Source organism: Acinetobacter halobius (genome assembly GCF_044130335.1).
Taxonomy (GTDB): Bacteria; Pseudomonadota; Gammaproteobacteria; order Pseudomonadales; family Moraxellaceae; genus Acinetobacter.
In genome coordinates, this window is sequence record NZ_JBIQOD010000001.1 from 249,539 (window position 1) to 267,249 (window position 17,711).

Genomic DNA, 17,711 nt, shown 5'->3' on the forward strand with positions numbered 1-17,711 from the left:
AAAAAATTACGCTGTTGAAATGAGCCTTTTAATGAGTGTCACCGTTTCTTGTGGTTTTTCCAATGGAAACATATGGCTTCCCTCAACCACTTGATAAGGTATTCCGAATTTCTTTTTCACCATTTGTGGAAAACCTGGACCAATAAATGGCCCTTTCTCAGCGATCAATAAATGCATGGGAACTTTTGGCTGGGCCTGTGGTAACCACCACAATGAGGGATTTGTTCTAAAGATATGAACTTCATCCATCTTTGAAATGCTAAGCTCCACACCTCCACGCACACGATCTTCAGTTAACCCATGGTCGATATATGCTTGAAAGCAATCAGGATCAAAGTCTTTATAAAAACCTTTAGCGCCTAACAATTCTGTAGCCTGTTCACGGCTTTCCCAGTGATCTCTGCGTCGCAGTGATAATGCGGCTGGAGACATATTATCCACCACTTTGAGCCCCAGCATCTTTGCAAAGTGTAATGCAAACGAAGCTTTGCCCATAATTAATGGTGGATCAATCATAATGACTTGTTCAAACAATTCAGGACGCTGTAATGCGGCCTGAAAAGTAAGCACTGAACCTAAAGAGTGACCTAAACCAATCACCTTGCGCCCTTGTGCCTGCCGAACAATACTATCAATCACTTGTTGAGTTAAGCTTTTCCAATGGTTATCAATCGGATAGCTTTTATCTGGTCCCAATAGAGGCACATAAATCACATCGTACTGATCCGAGAGTAAGTCAAATAATTTCTGATAGACTTTTCCAGGCACGCCATTGGCGTGCGCAAAATGAATTAAAGGTTTCATTGTAACTTTGTCGTCTGTTCAGTTTGCATTTGGTTTGACAGTGATGACGCAAAACCTGCCCCCATAGACGCACCTAAACGCCCTAAAACAGAATCAAGTGGACTATGTACCACAGTATAATCCATTGCTTTATCTGTATTTAACTCACGTTTTAAAGTATGTAAGTTACCAATACGATCAGCAATGCCGAGTTTTACTGCCTGATCACCAGTCCAGAAAAGACCTGAAAAGAGCGCTGGATCATTCGATTTTAACTTTTTACCACGACCTTGTTTAACAGCATTAATAAAATGCTCATGTACATTATCAAGTACAGCTTGGACATGTGCGCGCTGCGCAGGATTAACAGGTTGGGTCATAGATAGCAAGGCTTTGTTTTGACCAGATGTCATGGTGCGGTCTTCAACACCCAGTTTTTGCATCAAGCCGGTTACACCATAGTTCGGCATAATCACACCAATTGAACCGACCAAACTTGATGGATTCACCAGAATCTCATCCGCAGCTGACGCAATATAATATGCACCTGACGCACCAGTATCACCAATCACTGCATACAACTTTTTGTCGCTATGTGTTTTCTTTAGGTATTGGATTTCTTGCCAAATTTCATCAGACTGAACAGGTGAACCACCTGGTGAATTAATATTTAAAACCACTGCTTGGCTTTGCTTATTTTCAAATGCTTTCTTTAATGATTTAATCGTGTCATTACTGTTTACGCTTTGCTCGTCTGCGGCAATTGTGCCCACAATATCAACCACAGCAATATGCTTAGATGCTGTTGCATCCGTACCACTGGTCGAACAACTCTTGGTCATCGCAATTAAAATAAACAAAAGATAGGCAAAAGTCAGAAACTTGAAAAAGATCCCCCAACGACGTGCACGACGTTGTTCTTCAACGGAAGCTAAAACCGCTTTTTCTAAAAGCTTCCATTCATTCCCTGTTGGCTGTTCGTGTGCAGGTTGTTGTTTCGGCATTTCATTTTCTGGTTTTGGTGGCCAATCGGACATATAACAATCCAAACTTGAATAAAATTGCCCTCATTATATACACTGATTTATACAAAACTGTCGAAACCATTCATTTTATCTTATAATATTTTTTGTTTTTATCCACGTACACTATATCGACTCTAAAGAATGACTAAACCACAAGAACAGAACTCGACTTATCGTCTACTCCGTTTTGCAAGTAAACAACCCATTAAATTTTCACGTTTTTTTGCTAGAGGTTTAGCGGGTTTAGTCAATCTTTTAAAAATTAGTAAAAATAATGATGCTCTCAGACTAAATCTACAAATTGCTTTACCTGAACTCAGTCCAGAACAGCGCGAAATGATTGCGAAACAAGCAGTACGTAATGAACTCACTACTTATTTTGAGTTTTTTAGTATTTGGGGTTCCAGTAACCAAAAAAATATTGAACGCGTTCAAAAAGTACATGGCGAACATCTACTACACGAAGCCCTTGCTGCTAAAAAAGGTGTCGTCTTGATCGTTCCACATTTTGGGACATGGGAAATTATGAACACCTATGTTGCCCAATTTACCGAAATGACCATTATGTATAAACCAGTCAAAGATCCTGGGGCTGACTTATTTGTTCGTGAAGCACGTGGTCGGGAGGGTGCTCATCTTGTTCCTACCGATGAGTCTGGAGTTCGACAAATTTTTAAGGCGCTCAAACAAGGGGGAACAACCGTGATTCTGCCCGATCATACCCCCAAACAAGGCGGGGAAATGATTCCTTATTTTGGTTTTCCCCTAGCCTCAAGTAACCTGAGCGCCAAGCTGATTCAAAAAACCAAAGCCAAAGCTTTACTGCTGTATGCCATTCGTAATGACGATGGCTTTGACATGTACATTGAAGAAATGAGTGACGCGATTTATCAAGGTAGTGCCAATGATGGTACTTTAGTGATTCATCAAGCCATTGAGAACTTAGTCCATCGCCACCCAGAACATTACCACTGGACCTATAAACGCTTCAAAGCCAATTCGAAACTTAGGCCATTGTATAATCTGCCATTTAATGAGGCAGTGCTGCGTTTAGAGCAGTTACGTTTGGAACAACAGAATCAGCCGATTGCAACCACGGTCGAGTCTGACGCTGTGTCATCAACTCAATAAGTCCTGTAGACCTCGCAGTAAAACGTATACTACCGTGCCCTGCTGTAGTCAAAAGTGGAATATTGAGTGCTTTCAAGCGTGCTTGCGTTATTCTACTCGGATGCCCATAACGATTATGAAAACCTGCTGAAGCAACCGCTAGTTTTGGTTGATAATACTTTAAAAATGCATAAGCTGAACTATGACGACTACCGTGATGCCCCAAGATCAGGACATCAACTTTTAAGTCAGGATAATCCTGCAATAATTGAAACTCGGTTTGCCAGCCAGCATCGCCCATAATCAAAAAATTCTGATAAGGCTGTACATTTTTCACCTGTATATAGACTACACAAGATAGCTCATTTTGCTGATACGGCACTTGTGCCAATTGACTGGCTTTTGGCGATAAAATTTTGATCTCAACGTGTTCAGACCAATGCCAAATCTGCCCTTGTTTACAATAATCAAAACGAGACTTGCTAGCCACATCCAATTGCTGATTGGAATAGACTTGATTGATCGACAACTCATTTTTTAATGTGGTATAGCTTCCACTATGATCTTGATCCAAATGCGTAAGTATCAATGGATCTAATTCACTCACACCTTGTTTCGATAGAAATGGCTGAATCACCTGCTTAGCAATACTAAACTTCGTTTCATCATAGGAGCCTCCGACGTCAATCATGGCATGCTGTTGATCATCCTGCATATACACCGCCTGCCCCTGACCGACATCAAGTACAATTAATTCAAAAGGATGCTGCTTTGCACTCAGCCCAAGTAGCGGAAAAACACTCAATACTACCCATGTTTTGGGTAAAGTCGACTTGGGCATAAAAATAATGCTGAGTACCACAATGAGAAAAATTATCTGCCAAACGTTAAGTGCAACTGACAACAATTTGATCGGAAGCATGGCATCTAACAAGTGGAGTATGCTCAACAAAAATAGCAATACCCAATCTGCCAACTGAAACAAAAGACTACTCAGCGGTTCAAAAACATAAAAGGTAAAAGCAGCCAAAACATCCAATGGCACAACCACTAAGCCAATCAAAGGAATGGCCACAAGGTTACTGATAGGACTAATCCAAGAGACTTGTTTAAAGAAAATGATCACCAAAGGCAAAAGTGCGACAAAGATTTTCCACTGCGACTCTATCAACAGTTTGAGCGCGAATATAAGTTGCTGTTGCCACGTTTGGGAGCCACTCAAATCAAACCGAATGATGGTTTGATAAATGCGTAAAAGTACAAAACATGCCCCATAGGACAGCCAAAAAGCAGCTGATAGAATCGAAAAAGGATCAAACAATAAAAGAAGTGATGCACTCAATAAGAGCAATGTCAAAGCCGAAATTTTCTGCCTGAGCCAAGCCAACGTTGTTAAACAGAAACAACTGAGTAAAGTCCGCAGTGCAGGAATCTCAAAACCAACAAAGGCACAATACAGCAATACGCAGAAACAAAATGGTAGTAACAATGCATAAGGTCGTGGGATTTTTAGAAAAATCTGTGGCCAATAACGATTCAGTATCTTTTGTAAGAGCCAGCAAAACATCACAGCAAAGATGAGTACATGCGGTCCTGAAATTGCCAACAAATGACTAATACCAAAACGTTGAAAGAATATTGTTGTTTCCTTATCTAAGAAACTTTCATCCCCTGTCAGGAGCGCTAAAATTAAGCCCTTATGACTTAAGGGCTGTATATAAATAAAGTTGCGTATCTTTAAACGCTGTCGCTCTATACCTAATTGGAGTTGCTTGAAGATGGTTTGCTGCTTTCTTAAATGACTGGCATAGCCTAACGCGTAAATTTCTGCCTCAGATAAGGGTTGTATTTGCTTGAGTTTGAAACCAGACATAAGATTACGTTGCAGATACCACTGCTCAAGATCGAATACACCTTGCACTGCATAACTATGTGCAGGACGTATTTCCCCGGTCAGTCGGTAGTATTTCCCAAGTTCCAACACCGCTTGCTGATCCGATATCCTTTTTTGAAAACTTAACCACTGCACCGGTTGCTCGTGTCGGTTCAAGACCTGTATTTCTTGCTGAATGGTCTCACTACCCAGTTGGTTAATCTTTGCAATATAAACAATGACTTTAGTATCTTCCACTCGGGTTTCTTTATAGGCTAGACGTTGCTGCAAAGCCGATTGCGCATAATGATATCCCGCAGTTAAAAACAACATGAAATAAATTAATCCGCATATAAACTGTAAAATAAGCGCGGGTTTATGCTTAAAAAGAAAAAACTGTAAAGGTAAAAGTCCGATGACCAAAATCAATGCTGGGTAAAAAAGATGATTTAGGATGGGGACGCTCTGCCCCATTAATGCAATTCCTAAAATCCAAGCAACAGCATATAAAAGCTTCATTTTTTATTCAGTTATTGTTTTTATTGGCGCCATAATAAAGCCCACCGAAGTGGGCTTCAATAGATAGTGGCTTTATCTCATATTTTTGTCGGTACTCAGCCTAATCATTGACCCAAAGACCATCTTGCATATGCAAAATAGAATCAGCCGACTGAGCCAGTTGCTCATCATGCGTCACAATCAACATCGCCATATTGAATTCCTGACGTAAATCCATCAGCAACTCAAAAATTTTACTTGCTGTTTTCCGATCTAAATTACCTGTCGGTTCATCTGCCATCATCAAGTCAGGCTTAGCCACCAATGCTCGCGCCAAGGCAACGCGTTGACGTTCCCCACCTGAAAGCTCACCTGGTTTATGGGTTAAACGATGCGTCAATCCTACACGTTCAAGCAAGTATTCAGCCTGTTTTTGCACATCTTTAAAGTTGGTGCCTTGGCGTAACATCAGCGGCATGGCCACATTTTCTAAAGCCGTAAACTCAGGCAACAGATGATGGAACTGGTAAACAAAACCTAAGTGTTGATTACGTAAATAGCCACGCTCAGCTTCATTCAAACTGTCAAAACGACTACCCTGTAAAAATACCTGTCCAGAGCTCGGACGGTCTAAACCGCCCAATACATGTAACAACGTACTTTTACCCGAACCACTCGACCCCACAATCGAGACAAATTCGCCTGCTTTGACTTGTAGAGAGAGACCTTTAATCACTTCAACGGTCGACTTACCATCGGTAAAGTGCTTTTCAATATTTTGTGCTTCTAAAACAATTTTACTCATAGCGTAATGCCTCCGCAGGTTGGATTTTTGCAGCACGCATTGCAGGATAAATTGTTGCAAGGAAACTTAAAATTAAAGACAGGGACACAATGGTTAATACATCTTGCCATCTTAAATACGAAGGTAAGTAATTAATAAAATAAGCATCAAATAAATGAAGCCCCATTACATTATTTAGCCAACCCACCAAGCTACTAATACTTGAAGCGAAAACAATACCGAGAATCGCACCAGATACTGTACCAATCACACCAATAATCGTACCCTGAACCATAAAAATACGAGTAATAGTTGCTGGAGAAGCCCCAAGAGTTCGTAATATAGCAATATCCGATTTTTTATCGGTGACAACCATCACCAAGGACGACACAATATTAAATGCAGCCACCAAGACAATCAGGAACAGTAATAAGCTCACCATCGCTTTTTCCATTTGGATCGCACTAAATAAGTTGCCGTGAGTATAGGTCCAATTTGAGGCATAAAAACCGCTTGGCAGATCCATGACAATTTCATCTGCCACTTTCGGAGCAACAAAAATATCATCTAGTTTCAAGCGAATACCTTGTGCACCGTCAGGTAAGCGCAGCAAAGTTGATGCATCATTAAGAGCAATGTAGCCCATCATCGAATCAACCTCAGCACCAATGCTGAAAATCCCCACAATTTTGAAACGCTTAAAACGTGGTACGACACCCGCTGGTGATGGTGTTGCCTCAGGTAAAACCAAAGTCACACTGTCATTTAAACCTAAACCTAAGGCATCGGTCATTTGTTTGCCTAAAACAATACCAAACTCACCTTTTTTGAGCTTATCAATACCCCCTTCAACCATGTGGTCTTGGATAATCGAAACCTTTTTTTCATACTCAGGTTCAATTCCCGTGACCATGATTCCAGCCACTTGGCCTTGTGCAGTCAGCATCCCCTGCAATTGAGTAAAAGGTGCCACACCCGTGACATGCTCTTTTGTTTCAATTTTTTTTGCAAGTTCGGGCCAATTTGTTAAAATTTGTGTTGAAGAAACAGTGGCTTGAGGTATCATTCCAAGTACACGAGTTTTCAATTCTCGGTCAAAACCATTCATTACAGATAACACTGTAATGAGTACTGCCACACCCAGTGTCAGACCGATCATCGAAACCAGTGCAATAAAAGAAATAAAGTGGTTGCTACGCCGTGCGCGAGTATATCTCAACCCTATATACAGCGAGATTGGTTTAAACATACCATCTAGTCCGAGGTCATAATTATGGAAAGTTTACAGCATCAAAACGTTCAAACTGAACGTCGTGTGATGTCTCGAATCGACGCGGCCTTGAGAATTAACTATCAGATTATTTCTGATGATGTTGCCCTTAATGACCCTTACGATCCTAATTTTGTTTTGCCACGCTATTTTCTACTACTCGCAGAATTAGATCAATTTGATCATGCCCTAAACTACGAATTAGAACAATTATCTGAAAAAGATCAACAAATTGCTCGAATATTATCCCTATTTAATCAAAAATTAAACCTGATCACGGGATCTTTGTACGACACGATTGTACAAACCATGTTACCTACGCCTGAGCATGTCAACTTTTCAGAAAGTGGTTTAAGCTTTTACAGTGACAAGCAAATTCAAGATGGTACCTATATACATCTGACTTTGAGCCATCCTGAAAACTTCTTCCATATTGCAGCCATTGCGCAAGTGGTATATAGCAACGCAGAAGAAAATGATAAGTATCGCACGGGTGCATACTTTATTACCTTGCACCCGCAAGATCGTTCAAAACTCGCAGACTGTATTTCATTAAGCTTAGAAGATCATTAAAAAGCCAAAAACTCGGACTAGTTTGGACTTTTTAATTTTTGGGCAAGTTTGCGACTTGCCTGAAGATCTTTATAAAAATAGACAAATAAGCCAGATAGCAATACCACTGCACCCAAGAGGACTAACATCGACAGTTTTTCGTGGTTGAGTACTGCACCAATAAATAAAGCAATCATCGGCGTCATGACTGTTGTCAATGACAACGTTGTCGGCTGAATTTTTTGTACCAAATTAAAATAACAGAACATTGCAATCAATGACGCCATAATGACGGTATAAAGTAGTGCCAAACAAGTTTTCAAATCGGGCATTTGCTGCGGTGCATACTGCCAAATAAATGGCACGATACATATTGCTGCTACGGTTGAAACCAAGATTGACCCCGTGGCTTGTGCAACAGGTTCGATATTCGCATTGACTTTTTTCACCCAAAAAATAGAGGCTGCATAAGAAAATACACTGAGTAGCATCAACCCAATCCCAAAGGGATGCACATGCTGTGTATTTCCAGCAAGACAAATAATGGCCAATCCCACCAATGCAATACACATCCCGAGCCACTGCATTGCGCTCAAATAGGTCTTAAAGTAAAAACGTCCGATCAGCCCTGCCATAATGGGTGCTAAGCCAAACATTAAGGCAATCATGCCTGAACTAATATAATTGGTTGCGACATAGGTAAAAAACTGCGAGCCGATCAAGCTAAAAGAACCAGCTAAATAACTATGCCACGCAACTTTGTTGGTCGGGAACTGGCGCTTTAGAACCAATAACAAACAAATCGCCAAAGGTAGTGCAATAAAAAATCGCAATACCAACGCCCACAGCATATGTAAATCGGTCACACTCCACACAATCGCTAAAGGCGTTGTAGACCAAATAAAAACCAGTAATCCATAGGTTGCCATCAAATTGGCTTTAGAAGACATAATCGGCTCGATGCTAGATAGCTGTTTTACGTTTTTGCTTTTGGATGGTTTGATCTAAAGAACTGGAGAACTCTCGTTTATCTCGTTCGGAAATAGGGGGAGGACCACCTGTTTGAACACCTGCCCCACGTAAGGTATCCATAAAGTCCCGTAAATGCAGTCGCGCTTTGACATTTGCAGTGGTGTAAATTTCACCACGAGGATGAATCGCAACCCCTCCTTTTTCAATCACTTGTGCGGCAAGCGGAATATCCTGAGTAATCACAATATCGTTGGCTTGCATGCGATCAACAATTTCTTGATCAGCCGCATCTGCCCCGCTCATCACCTGAATCGAATTAATACGGATGGATGGCGTAATCCCAACATTTTGGTTTGCCACGAAAGTGACTTCAAGCTGATAACGATCTGAAGCACGTAAAATCACTTCACGTAAGATTTTAGGTAATGCATCAGCATCCACCCACAGTTTAAATGGCAACACTTTGCATCCACGAACAAAAGAAACTGTCTTAGTCTAACAAACTCAGTGCGTTAGATTAATAGATAAAACCGCTCAAAATGACAGTGTTAACCATCGCCAAATACTTTTAAAGTATAATTCATCATGACTGTGGTAGGATTTAAAAGCCAAATTCAAGCCATATCTATGTGCTTTTTCATGATTCTTCAGTAAAAATATAATAAAGGACTTGAAATATAGAAATAACCCTCGATTTAATAGGGATATATCACCTCATTCAATCGTGCATATGAACAATCAAAATAGTCCAGAAATAATCACCATTGATGACCAAAACTTTGGTAGCCACGTCGAACATTGGAATTTACTCACAGATCACCCTGCACAAGATGTACCCAAATGGTTAGGTTTAGCTTTAAATGCGCCGATTATGCCAATGGGGTTGTGCCAAACTGAACAGGATATGGATGCAAACTGTTGGTTAATCCAAGGACCAAGTCAAGCTGCTGTTCAGCTTACACAAGTGATTGCAGTTGAAAATAATAAGCCTACAGCAGTAAAAACTGCATTCCCAAGTTTCAATAGCCCCTACAAAGTTCCTGTTGTGGTTGAACGTATCATCCGCTGTCAATCAAACACGCAAGCTGTTCTACGCCTAAATTTAGGTAATAACAGCATTGTATATGCTTACGATAGTCTGTATAGCGTGAATCATGGCCAATACCAAAAAGACCAAACCTATGTTGCACAACTCAATGCATGGGCATATGAGCTAGAGGCTGTTGCAGAACATGAACAACTTGTCGTTGATGATCCCGCATCCATTAAACACCATCGCGCACTAAACGATATTTTAGCAGCAAACAATGGTATTGCCCCTGCCAACCTCCAAGAGCAAATCGACGCATGGGAACCAAAGTCAGATGACGATAAAGAACCTGTGACTGTAGATTTTTCAAAGATGGTTGCCTATTTATATGGTGAAAAGATTGGTCAGGAAGATGAAGCATGGTTTCAAGGCAATATTGTGGGTAAAACTAGCATGCAATTTATGGAGCAAGACTACACGTTGCTTGACGTTGCCTTAATTCATGAAGAAGACCAAGCTGCAACCTTGATCCGTATTGCCACTAAAAACCCAACTTATGCACAGTTCAATATTGGGCAATACATCCGTGGTAACATTTGGATTCAAGCCAATATTTATTCATCAAATCAATAATTTAAACAAAAATCCAACTCAGATTGCAAAGCAATTTGTATCAACTGAGTTGGATTTTTTTATTTTTATAGCTCACTTTTATTTTAATTTAAATTCATTTGTATAAAACTTATCCACATTTTATATTAATTCCATCTATTTTAAATTCATTTTAAAACCCATTTATCCACAGTTTTAAATTCATTATTTTTATTTAATTTATATATTCAAAACTTATGAGTTTTATGACTTTCATATAGTTAGCTCTTGCCAGAAGCAGACTTTGATATAATTTTTAGATAAAACTAAAAAAATTAATAATGATGTATAATCGGCTTTGATTATTTTTATTTAGTACTTTATTTAATCATTTTTTTATGTTAAAAATATAAACATGCAATAGGATTTAAACGATAATTAAATCGGAATAAAACTTCCATGAAAATTATGCAAGAAGAAAATATACAGCATGTTGAACATCAATTAGAAAAGCGCTATCAGCTTGATGCTTATTCGTGCATGTTCTTTGTGTTAGGCATGATGATTTCTGCCTACTTCTTACATCAATTCATTTTGTAATTGATGTGACCTTCGCAGCCCCATTCAAAGAAGCCAACGATTGTTGGTTTTTTTACGTCTAAAATAGCCAAAACAAAGTCATCTAAACTTTTTTTCTTCTACCGCGCTTAGCTGTGTGGTCTTTTATGCGCTTTATATAATATTGTTCAGTAAATATTTGCCCAAAATACTCAACAGGCTGTTCACTCATATAAACAAAACCATATTGCTCATACAATTTTTTTGCAGCCTGATATGGTTGCTCAAGCCACGTTTCCACCGCCTGAAAGTCATGTAACTCACAAAATTGCATTGCATGTGACATAAGCCGTTGACCTATGCCCTGTCCGCGCCAAATATCATCCACCATCAACCACCGAAGTTGAGCATTGGCATTGCCTAAGTTTTCTGCATCAATCGCAACACAGCCCACAATACGATTTTGATGTAAGGCAAACCAAATTTCATTACGCGCCTGATCTAAGCGACCAATAAAATCAGCTAACTCGCGTGCAAACTGAATTTCAATCACATCATGTGATGTGCTATTCATTCGATAAAACTGGCGCAACATATCAATCAGCCGGGCAACACAGCCTGTTTGATAGCCAGAGACAATTTGAATATTGGTAGTATGTATTCCAGTTGCTGAGATGCGAAAGTTTTTTAGTGTTTCAAGATACAGGGCTAAACCCTGCAAAATCAGTTGCTGTCCATGTTCATCTAAATTTTGCAATGCCACACTGATCTGACTTTGATCAGCTCTATGAATATGGTGAACTGTACTGAGCCCTTGCTCGGTTAAGCAAACTAACTTGACACGTCCATCTTCGCTACTACTGAATTCCTCAATTTCACCCGTTTGTTTTAACTTGGCTAACATTCGGCTCACACTTGATTTGTCCAAACCCAAGTGTTCCACCAAAGAAACTGCACTCAGTTGCCCTTGTTGCTCTAAACAAAGTAAACATTGCACTGACGATGATGACAATACTTGATCTAAACCATTCTGTAGACGACCATACTCACGAACCAATTGCTGAGTAGACTGACGAATGTGATAAATTGGACTAATCGGCGTTCGACTCATAACGTTAGCCAACTTTAGTGTACATATCCAGCATATTTACATACTCATAAAAACTAAACAATAGATAACAAAATATTTTAGATATAAAAAAACCTGCGAGCCTAAACTCGCAGGTTTTTGAAAAATATTATAAAAATTAGAACAACCGATTCATACCGTTTAAAGTTGCAACCCGGTAAGCTTCCGCCATAGTTGGATAGTTGAATGTGGTTTCCACAAAATATTTGATGGTATTATTTGGACTATTCATCACAGCTTGACCAATGTGAATAATTTCCGAAGCGTTGTTACCGAAGCAATGTACACCCAGCACTTCCAAAGTTTCTCGGTGGAACAGAATTTTCAATTCACCCACCGTGTCACCCGTAATTTGTGCACGTGCCAAGTGACGGAATGAAGCCTGACCCACTTCATACGGAATTTTTTCTTCAGTTAACTCTTGTTCAGTTTTACCAATCGAAGAAATTTCTGGAATGGTATAAATCCCTGTCGGAATATCAACAACAGGTTCAACGCCTTCCTCACCGCTCATATTTGCACCCGCACAACGACCTTGGTCGTATGCAGCAGAAGCCAGTGAAGGCCAGCCAATCACATCACCTGCAGCATAAATATTTTCTACTTCGGTTTGGTACTGATCATTCACCGTAATCTGACCACGACTGTTTGGTGTAATGCCAACATTTTCCAAACCTAAGCCATCCGTATTTCCAGAGCGGCCGTTACACCATAAAATGGCATCGGCTTTAATTTTCTTACCGCTTTGCAAATGCAGTACCACGTGATCATCATAGGTTTCAAGATGATCAATCTGCTCATTATGGCGAATCAAAACACCTTGTTGGCGTAAGTGATAAGATAACGCATCTGAAATTTCATCATCAAGATAACTCAGCAGTTTGTGCTGTGTGTTAATCAAGTCAACTTTGTGATCTAGCCCAATAAAAATAGACGCGTATTCACAACCAATGACACCTGCACCATAAATAATGATTTTTTGGATGGAATAATCAAGATCTAAAATTTTGTCTGAATCGAATACACGCGGATGGTTAAAATCAAGCGCCGCAGGACGATATGGACGACTACCCGTTGCAATTACGATTTGTTTACATAGGATCGTTTCTTTAATGCCTTCAGGGCTAAACACTAAAACTGTATTTTGGTCTTGGACATAGGCGCGACCATGGAAAATATCAATTTTGTTACGGTCATAAAAACGTGAATGCGTATCTACTTGTTGTTGAATCACTTTATGTGCATTTTGAAGCACTTGCTTCATGGTAAACTGACGCCAGTCGCCCATTTTTTTAAACATTGGATCACGACGATAGCGAATAATGCTCGATACCGTTTGACGTAAAGCCTTACTTGGAATGGTCCCCACGTGGGTACAGTTACCACCGAGCTGCTCACGTACATCCACAATCGCAACACGCTTTCCAGATTTGGCAAGTTTCATTGCCGCGCCTTCACCCGCAGGGCCTGAACCTAGAACGACCGCATCGTACTTAACGAAAGTTCCACCAACGACCTCTTTTTTACGTGGCATTCAACGCTCCTTCTTCAAAAACTTATTACTTATCTTGGGCATATTATGACGTAATTGCAGGCAATTTGCTGTATTTAGCTTACATATATTAAGTGATAACCACATTTAGTAAATGAATAGTATTTCTGCCCCATCATTTAGCATTTCAGCTATACTAAGAACTGCTATTTTTAGCATCTCCCCCGTCAAAAACAGTGGAATAGTTGAATATGTCTGAAAACCGTAAACCTGAGCAGGGTATCAAACTTCGTGGCGCAGAAAAGGTCGCGCGTATACCTGTAAAAGTTATCCCTACGGTTGAAACACCACGCAAGCCGGATTGGATTCGCGTGAAAATGGCAGCACCCGAAGAAGTGCAACGCATTAAATCAACCCTACGTGAACAAAAACTACATACCGTTTGTGAAGAAGCAGCATGTCCAAACCTACCTGAATGTTTTGGTGGGGGTACTGCAACCTTTATGATTATGGGTGACATTTGTACACGTCGTTGTCCTTTCTGCGACGTGGCACATGGTCGTCCTAACGCACTTGATGCAGACGAACCACGTCACATGGCTGAAACGATTTCAAACTTAGGTCTAAAATATGCCGTGATCACTTCTGTAGACCGTGATGACTTACTTGACGGTGGTGCACAACACTTTGTTGACTGTATTAAAGAAGCACGTGCATTAAGCCCGAATACTTTACTTGAGATTTTAGTCCCTGACTTCCGTGGTCGTATGGACATTGCGCTTCGCATTATGACCGAGTGTCCACCTGATGTTTTCAACCACAACATTGAAACGGTGCCACGTTTATACAAAGCAATGCGTCCAGGTTCAGACTACCAACACTCTTTAAATCTGTTGAAAATGTTTAAAGAATACTGCCCTGACGTTCCAACCAAATGTGGTTTGATGGTCGGTATTGGTGAAACTGAAGAAGAAGTCATTTCACTTTTAGATGACTTGCATGCACACGGCGTTGACTATGTAACGATTGGTCAGTATTTACAGCCTTCAAAAGAGCATGCGCCGATTGACCGCTTTGTTACACCAGAAGAATTTGAACGTTACACTGCACATGGTCAAAAGCTAGGCTTTAGAAATATTTGGGCAGCACCAATGGTTCGCTCAAGTTACTTCGCTGACCGTCAATACTATGGCGAACCTGTACCAGCAGTACGTCGCAAAGTAGACCCTGCGAAAAAGATTGCTGTTCAAACAATTGAAGCTTAATTTGCTGTGATGTTAAACAGTTAAATGCAAAAATTAAAAGCCCTCATATGAGGGCTTTTTTTATTACAGACTTCGTTCTTTATATTTTTCAATTACGTATTCATACATTTCTAACACAGTCATTGCTCAAAAAACGCCCTAAGCTAATTCAAAGTCTAAAATAATTGTATTGCTACACATCAAATCAAATTCATTTTTATTACACCTTTTCAGTCTACGTTTTGCCTTATTTTCCGTGAAATTTTATAAAACGTATGACTCACCTCACGGTGTAAACAACGGGAGGTTTCAATGGGTTTCATTTTCGCCATTCTGCTTTTAATCTGTACCCTCTGGGCTATTTTTTATTTTGAAGTCAGTCGCCTTATTGGTGCTGCAATGGTTATTTTTGCATCCCTATTCACTGCTATTTTTATTAATCCGTGGTCACTACTTCTAGGTCTACCCTTAATTATTCTCAGCCTGATTGTGGTTATTGATCCATTACGCAAGTCCTTAATCACGCAACCTGCATATAAAGCTTTAACCAAAGCCATGCCGAGTATGAGCAGTACCGAACGCGAAGCATTGGATGCAGGCACCAGTTGGTGGGAAAAAGAATTATTTATGGGTGCGCCTGACTGGAAAAAATTTGATGGTTATGTCTACCCAACTTTGTCTGCTGAGGAGCAATCCTTCTTAGATCATGAAGTTGAACACCTTTGCGGTTTACTCAATGAATGGGAAATTCATCACCACTTAAAAGATCTTCCTGTTGAAGCATGGCAATACATCAAAGAACAAGGCTTTTTGGGTTTAATTATTCCCAAAGAATACGGCGGTCGTGCGTTTAGCTCCTTTGCCCAAAGTCGCATCATGAGCAAAATTTCTTCACGTTCACTGACTACTGCCGTCAGTTGTATGGTGCCCAACTCTCTAGGCCCAGGTGAGTTGCTTTTACATTATGGAACTGAGGAACAAAAACAACGCTATCTACCGGGACTCGCCAAAGGTGAAGAAATCCCCTGCTTTGGTTTAACCAGTCCCGAGGCTGGTTCAGACGCAGGTGCAATACCTGATACAGGCGTGGTCTGTTATGGCATGTTTGAAGACCGAGAAATACTCGGTTTACGTATGAACTTTTCAAAACGCTGGATTACTCTGGCACCTATTGCAACTGTGATTGGTCTCGCTTTTAAACTTTATGACCCTGATGGACTCTTAGGCGATGCAAGCAAAACTGAATACGGTATCACCTGCGCCTTATTACCTGCCAGCCATGCAGGTGTCCAAGTCGGTGCACGCCATAATCCTGGTTCCCCTTTTATGAATGGAACGGTCGATGGACAAGATGTTTTTATCCCACTCGATTGGATTATTGGTGGGGTAGAAAATGCAGGTAAAGGTTGGCGCATGCTGATGGAGTGCTTAGCCGTAGGTCGCGGTATTTCCCTACCTGCGCTCTCCACTGCTTCTGCTGAAATGGCCTATTTAAGCGTCGGTGCTTTTGCCAAAGTCCGCCAACAGTTTAAAATTTCTGTGGGACATTTTGAAGGTGTGCAAGAAGCCACTAGTGATATTGCCAGCGGTGCGTATATGTTAGAAGCTTTTCGCTATATGGTGACCTGTGGTTTAAATGAAGGTGGAAAACCTGCTGTAATGACAGCTATGGCCAAATACTATGCCACTGAAACCATGCGTAAAATCGTCAATCACGGCATGGATGTCGTTGGTGGACGGGCTGTGCAAATGGGGCCACGCAATTTTTTAGCACTGAATTATCAAGCCATCCCCATTTCGATTACTGTTGAAGGGGCCAATATTTTAAGCCGTTCTTTAATGATCTTTGGTCAAGGCTCTATGCGCTGTCATCCTTATTTATATGAAGAGCTGCAACTCCTTCAAGCAGAAGATACAAAAACCGCTTTAGCGCCTTTCGACACGCTACTTTTTAAACATTTGGCTTATACCTTTAACCGAACAGCACGTTCATTCAGTTATGGCATGTTCGGTGGTCCTTCAGATGCTTCCGCACAGACAGATGATTTCTCACGTCCTTTTTACAAAACCATTAACCGTTTCAGTGCCAACTTCGCTTTAACCGCAGACCTTTGTTTAGGCTTACTTGCAGGTGATATTAAGCGCAAAGAAATGCTTTCAGGGCGTTTAGCCGACATTCATGCTTATTTATTTATCGCGACTGCTATTTTGAAGTTTTATGAAAAAGGACAACGTAGTGAGGTGGAACAACAACATGCTCAACTAGCTTTAGAAAAAGCATTCGTGCAAATTCAGGATGCATTTGATGGGCTACTTGCAAACTTTCCTATACGAGCCGCAGCTTGCATAGTCAAATTCATCTGTTTCCCTTTTGGTCGTGTTGCCCAGCAACCAAGTGACCAGCTAAAAACGCAATTAGGACTTGCTATCATGGAAAATAACCCGTTCCGTGAACAACTGAAGCAGCATGTTTTTTACAATACCAATCCCGATGATGTCTTTGGGCGTATGGAAAATGCGTTCCAAGCAGCATTAAAGATTGATCCGCTGTGGACGAAGTTTAAAAAAGCGGAGTCCAAAGGACAATTTGAAGGCTTAGATTTTGAATCACATATTCAACATGCGCTTGAAACAGGATTCATCAGCTCTGAGGAAGCGGATCAGTTGCTTCATTACAACACTCAACGCTTCGATAGTATGCTCACCGATATTTTCGACCATGAGCTTGAACAGACACTCTCTTTAAATAACCCCTATCACACCAAAATTTCAGATATTAGACTCTAATCGTCTTATTGGT

Annotated in this window: 15 protein-coding genes; 6 read left to right on the forward strand and 9 right to left on the reverse strand. The window is 40.5% G+C overall.

Annotated elements, in window-relative coordinates; genetic code table 11:
• Positions 1-6: 6 nt before the first annotated feature.
• Both ACE01U_RS01205 and sppA read right to left on the reverse strand, forming a co-directional pair.
• Positions 7-804, reverse strand: coding sequence for an alpha/beta fold hydrolase (locus ACE01U_RS01205; RefSeq protein WP_395553078.1), 798 nt, complete (start codon positions 802-804; stop codon positions 7-9).
• Positions 801-1,820: a signal peptide peptidase SppA gene (gene sppA, locus ACE01U_RS01210; protein WP_086208301.1), complete on the reverse strand. Its 1,020-nt coding sequence runs from the start codon at positions 1,818-1,820 to the stop codon at positions 801-803. Before sppA ends, ACE01U_RS01205 begins: the two co-directional genes overlap by 4 nt.
• A gap of 129 nt (positions 1,821-1,949) precedes the next feature.
• Between sppA and ACE01U_RS01215 the strand changes: the two genes are divergently transcribed.
• On the forward strand, positions 1,950-2,939 hold the full coding sequence (locus tag ACE01U_RS01215) for a lysophospholipid acyltransferase family protein (protein WP_086208302.1): 990 nt from the start codon (positions 1,950-1,952) through the stop codon (positions 2,937-2,939).
• On the opposite strand, the gene ACE01U_RS01220 is transcribed toward ACE01U_RS01215, so the two are convergent.
• From ACE01U_RS01220 to ACE01U_RS01230, 3 genes are all read right to left on the reverse strand, one after another.
• Positions 2,839-5,310, reverse strand: a complete 2,472-nt coding sequence (locus tag ACE01U_RS01220; RefSeq protein ID WP_395553079.1) for a DNA internalization-related competence protein ComEC/Rec2 — start codon at positions 5,308-5,310, stop codon at positions 2,839-2,841. The two genes, ACE01U_RS01215 and ACE01U_RS01220, sit on opposite strands and share 101 nt — an antisense overlap.
• A gap of 100 nt (positions 5,311-5,410) precedes the next feature.
• Positions 5,411-6,094, reverse strand: a complete 684-nt coding sequence (gene lolD, locus ACE01U_RS01225) for a lipoprotein-releasing ABC transporter ATP-binding protein LolD (RefSeq protein ID WP_395553080.1) — start codon at positions 6,092-6,094, stop codon at positions 5,411-5,413.
• A complete protein-coding gene (locus tag ACE01U_RS01230; RefSeq protein ID WP_086208304.1) occupies positions 6,087-7,322 on the reverse strand; it encodes a lipoprotein-releasing ABC transporter permease subunit in 1,236 nt (411 codons plus the stop codon). Before ACE01U_RS01230 ends, lolD begins: the two co-directional genes overlap by 8 nt.
• Positions 7,323-7,346: 24 nt before the next feature.
• On the opposite strand from ACE01U_RS01230, the gene ACE01U_RS01235 reads away from it, so the two are divergent.
• Positions 7,347-7,916 (forward strand): PilZ domain-containing protein, encoded by a 570-nt coding sequence (locus ACE01U_RS01235; protein ID WP_110974565.1) that lies wholly within the window; start codon positions 7,347-7,349, stop codon positions 7,914-7,916.
• 17 nt (positions 7,917-7,933) lie between these two features.
• On the opposite strand, the gene ACE01U_RS01240 is transcribed toward ACE01U_RS01235, so the two are convergent.
• Complete coding sequence (locus tag ACE01U_RS01240) at positions 7,934-8,845, reverse strand: DMT family transporter (RefSeq protein ID WP_395553081.1); 912 nt, start codon at positions 8,843-8,845, stop codon at positions 7,934-7,936.
• A 13-nt stretch (positions 8,846-8,858) separates the two neighbouring features.
• Positions 8,859-9,329, reverse strand: a complete 471-nt coding sequence (locus ACE01U_RS01245) for a YaiI/YqxD family protein (RefSeq protein WP_086208307.1) — start codon at positions 9,327-9,329, stop codon at positions 8,859-8,861.
• 268 nt (positions 9,330-9,597) lie between these two features.
• Between ACE01U_RS01245 and ACE01U_RS01250 the strand changes: the two genes are divergently transcribed.
• Positions 9,598-10,530, forward strand: a complete 933-nt coding sequence (locus tag ACE01U_RS01250; RefSeq protein WP_119063661.1) for a hypothetical protein — start codon at positions 9,598-9,600, stop codon at positions 10,528-10,530.
• 417 nt (positions 10,531-10,947) lie between these two features.
• Complete coding sequence (locus ACE01U_RS01255) at positions 10,948-11,088, forward strand: hypothetical protein (RefSeq protein WP_004693924.1); 141 nt, start codon at positions 10,948-10,950, stop codon at positions 11,086-11,088.
• A gap of 82 nt (positions 11,089-11,170) precedes the next feature.
• On the opposite strand, the gene ACE01U_RS01260 is transcribed toward ACE01U_RS01255, so the two are convergent.
• Together ACE01U_RS01260 and sthA are read right to left on the reverse strand one after the other, a co-directional pair.
• On the reverse strand, positions 11,171-12,157 hold the full coding sequence (locus tag ACE01U_RS01260; RefSeq protein ID WP_395553082.1) for a bifunctional helix-turn-helix transcriptional regulator/GNAT family N-acetyltransferase: 987 nt from the start codon (positions 12,155-12,157) through the stop codon (positions 11,171-11,173).
• 136 nt (positions 12,158-12,293) lie between these two features.
• Positions 12,294-13,709 carry a Si-specific NAD(P)(+) transhydrogenase gene (gene sthA / locus ACE01U_RS01265; protein WP_086208310.1) on the reverse strand — a complete coding sequence of 472 codons (1,416 nt, stop codon included), beginning with the start codon at positions 13,707-13,709 and terminating at the stop codon, positions 12,294-12,296.
• A gap of 209 nt (positions 13,710-13,918) precedes the next feature.
• On the opposite strand from sthA, the gene lipA reads away from it, so the two are divergent.
• Complete coding sequence (gene lipA / locus ACE01U_RS01270; RefSeq protein ID WP_086208311.1) at positions 13,919-14,932, forward strand: lipoyl synthase; 1,014 nt, start codon at positions 13,919-13,921, stop codon at positions 14,930-14,932.
• A 291-nt stretch (positions 14,933-15,223) separates the two neighbouring features.
• A complete protein-coding gene (locus tag ACE01U_RS01275) occupies positions 15,224-17,698 on the forward strand; it encodes an acyl-CoA dehydrogenase (RefSeq protein WP_395553083.1) in 2,475 nt (824 codons plus the stop codon).
• The last annotated feature ends 13 nt before the right edge of the window (positions 17,699-17,711 follow it).